Below are 3,752 nucleotides of genomic sequence, written 5' to 3' on the forward strand. Positions count from 1 at the left end.
ATGTCAATAACATAATCAGATTTATAGCCAAGTACTACTGATATATCTTTAATATTCATTTTATTCAAAAGTAATATTGTATTTTGTATTATTTTAATACCACCAATGTCCAAAGTACATTTAGGTACATTATTTATATGTCTGCTTATTCTTGTCCCAACCCCAGCTGCCATAATTACAACTCTCATATTAATCCCTTTCTGTTCATATCATTCAAAGCCCTTATTAATTTATCAATATCTTTAATACTTAAATCTCCTATATGCCCAACCCTAACCAGGCTATTTCTTAATTCTCCACCATTAGGACACAATACTATTCCATAATTGCTTTTTAAATACATATATATATCATATGCATTATTTTTTTTAGGTTTTAATGGGGTTAAACAGTTAGATAATGATTCTGAAGGTATATCAAATGGCAATTCCTTTATATTTTCTCTAAAATATTCTGCTAACTTTTTTATATCTTGAATAGAATTCTGAACCCCATATTTCTTTATTTTAATTAAAGCTTCATGTAATTGAAGAATTATTCCAACTGCAGGAGTAAATGGTGTTTGTCCTCTTTCCATATTTTTTAAATATATTTTAAAGTCAAAATATAAACTCTTTATTTTATTTTCATTAATTTTTTTTATAATTCTATTACTTAATACAACAAGCGATAATCCTGGTGGTAACGCAATTGCTTTCTGCGAACTTATAATAGTCAAATCTATTCCCCACTTTTCCATGTAATACTCATCTGCTAAAAAACTACTTATTGCATCCACAATAAAATACATATTATTTCTTTTGCAGAACTGACCTAACATATTTAAATCATAAAGTACTCCTGTTGATGTTTCATGTGCATTAACAATTAATGCTGTATATCCCTTGTCTTCATAATTTTTCATAATTTCTTCTGTTACTGTCATTCCATTATCAAGTCTAACAATATCATATTCTAATTCATATATATCACATATTTCCGCAAATCTATGTCCGAATCCACCTCCCACAATTATAAGCAGCTTATCTTTATCATTAAAACAATTTAATATACTAGCTTCCATTGCACCTGTACCAGATGCAGTAAGAGTTATAACTTTGGAATTTTCCTCTGCATAACATATTTCTTTCAGCATTTTTTCATTTTCTAAATTTATTTTAGAAAATTCTTCTGTTCTAAAATAAGGAAGCTGCTCTCCACCTATATTTTTTATTTCTTCGTCCATCATAACAGGACCAACTGAAAATAATGTTTCTTTCATAAAATCACCTCTTTACTTTAACAACTAACTCTCAAATATAGATTTTATCTTTTTTATTTTTTCTTCATCAAATATTTCTTCATCGGTAATTTTGTTAAAGTATCTAATCTTATTATTTCCTGTAACTACACATTTATATTTATCAGTTACATATACTGTAAACCCATATAAATAGTCTTCTAATCCAGCTTCTAAATAATTTTCTATTATTATGCTGTTTTGCATTCTAGAAAATTTAAAATATACTTTATTTTCAGCATCCATAATAACTTGTTGTCCATCTAAAATTAGATTCATAATTTTGTTAAAATTCATTAATGTATTTAACCCACTGATTCTTTTGTAATCAATATGCCCACCTGTTATTATTAAAGGCACATGTACTCTATCATCATGCCATCCAGCTAAAGTTTTTATGTCCTTTAACTCATATGTAGCTTGCTCAATTATTTGACCATGATCGCTAAATAACATTTTTACTGTTTTATTACCTAAAATATTATAATAATATTCTGTAACTTCATCTGCATAGCTTAAGCACTCACTATATTGATTATTGTATTCTTCCTGAGATTGTGGCTCCGATTCATTTCCACTAAATGGAGCTAAATGGGCAACAGGTAATTTTTCATGATTTCCGCATAAGTGTGGTGGATGAGTTTCCTGCCAAAAATACAATACATAAATGTTTTTGCTTTCTTGTGAACTAATCATATTGCAAATAGCATTCCATATTGTTAATGTAGCATAGCTTCCATCAAAATATTCAATTTTTTCCCCATCAATAATATTCCAATGATTAGAATAGATTTTTATATTATATCCTTGCTTTTGAGCTTTTTTTATAAAAGCACATTGATCATCCCTAACTGTTATATCATCTCTAATTTGAGGATCATCTGTATCTAATCCAGTTAAAATAGTTGGAACTGATTCATATGTTGTTATTGATGGTGAATATAAATTTGTAAAGTATGTACTTTTATCTAGTATACTATTCACATATTTCATTTTTGTTTGTTTAGAAAATACATCTTTATATCTTAAAGCATCCCAATAAAAGATAAATATATTATTTTTTGCTACATTATCAATTTTATTTTTTATTTCTATTTCTATGTTCTCAATTTCATTTAATAGCTTTTCTATTTTGTCATTTCTTGAATAATTATTTTCTAAATATATTTTTATATATTTTTTTGCATTATTTATATCTCTTATTCCTAAATAATTTAATATTATTTTTTTCAATGTATCTTCTTGTTTGTTTTCTCTAAACAATTTCTTTAAATTATAGAGTTCCATATACACACTTGTATCAGAATAAAATGCTGCTTTTAATTTTATTCCCCTGTCACTTAATCTTTTATATATATTAACAACTTCAACATCTATATTCATATCTTTAATTTGATTTTCAATTGTTTCTGCACAAGAAAATGATGAAATAAAAATTGTATCCAAATTTTTCAATTCATCTATTCTAGGATATTTTATATTAAATTCAAGTAATGTTTTCCCATCTTTGCTTTTATCATTATCTATGATAAACTCTGCATCTTTCATTTCAAGAGAAAAATATTTATGTAATTGTATTGTATGATCACCAGAACCCCATATTGCAAATTTTTTATTTTCACATGTTTCTCTTAAAATCTTTCCTACTTCATGTAAAACGCTTTTTCCTGATAGAGGTTCTTCATCAAATGCTTTTTCTATACATTTATTTAAATATTCATCATAATTGTTCATTTATTCCCTCCCTGAACTTTCTATTAATTTTAGAATCATTTCTTTTATTCTTTCACAAGATTTAGAATCTTTATATTTATGAAATATATTTTTCAATTCATTTCTTTTCTTTTTATACTCATCTCTACCAGAATTAATTTCTTCCAATTGGTTAATTATAGATTTTATAGTTTTACATTTAGGTCCTGGAGTCCAATAATCATATGGCTCCAATAAAAATCCAGTTGATTTCTCATATTCTTCAATATCTTTGTTAAAAAACAACATAGGCTTATCTAATAAAAGATAATCAAAATATACTGATGAATAATCAGTCAAAAGATAATCACATGAATTTAAAATTTCATATAAATCTATATTATTTAAATTTAAAAATTCCTCCTTAAATAAAATTATATTTTTAAAATTTTTCTCTTTAAAATATTTTTCAAAATTCTGTTCTTCAAAAGGATGCATTTTAGCAAACATAGTAATATTATTTTTTTGTAAATACTCATCTAACTTATTAATATCTTTTTCACTAAATATATAACCTTCTTCACATCCATTTATTTCTCCATAGCTACTTTTTCTATATGTAGGCATATAAAAAATAATTTTATTTTTACTGTCTATATTCAATATTTCCTTTAAATTTTCTCTACCAGAAGATTTCAATAATAAATCATTTCTAGGAACACCAGTTATAATAAAATTCTTAAAACTTATGCCATAACATGCTCCCATTAAAACACTATAC

Annotated in this window: 3 protein-coding genes and 1 pseudogene; all 4 read right to left on the reverse strand. The window is 25.3% G+C overall.

All coding sequences use genetic code 11. The features are described 5' to 3' along the window. A pseudogene (locus Q0F58_RS17955) lies at nt 1–188 on the reverse strand (2-C-methyl-D-erythritol 4-phosphate cytidylyltransferase); the annotation flags it as partial. Then, nucleotides 185–1,261 carry an alanine--glyoxylate aminotransferase family protein gene (locus tag Q0F58_RS17960; protein ID WP_294379226.1) on the reverse strand — a complete coding sequence of 359 codons (1,077 nt, stop codon included), beginning with the start codon at nt 1,259–1,261 and terminating at the stop codon, nt 185–187. The gene Q0F58_RS17960 and the pseudogene Q0F58_RS17955, both read right to left, overlap by 4 nt. 24 nt (nt 1,262–1,285) lie before the next feature. Next, nucleotides 1,286–3,013 (reverse strand): sulfatase-like hydrolase/transferase, encoded by a 1,728-nt coding sequence (locus Q0F58_RS17965; RefSeq protein ID WP_294379227.1) that lies wholly within the window; start codon nt 3,011–3,013, stop codon nt 1,286–1,288. After that, the coding region (locus Q0F58_RS17970; RefSeq protein WP_294379228.1) for a CDP-glycerol glycerophosphotransferase family protein at nt 3,014–3,752 on the reverse strand (739 nt) is incomplete at its 5' end.

The organism is uncultured Clostridium sp. (assembly GCF_934754915.1).
In the GTDB taxonomy this organism is placed as follows: domain Bacteria; phylum Bacillota; class Clostridia; order Clostridiales; family Clostridiaceae; genus Clostridium.

Bases quoted from the DNA above. Each gene is read 5' to 3' on its own strand.
- Q0F58_RS17960 (WP_294379226.1), bottom strand. From the start codon at position 1,261: ATGAAAGAAACATTATTTTCAGTTGGTCCTGTTATGATGGACGAAGAA.
- Q0F58_RS17965 (WP_294379227.1), bottom strand. From the start codon at position 3,013: ATGAACAATTATGATGAATATTTAAATAAATGTATAGAAAAAGCATTT.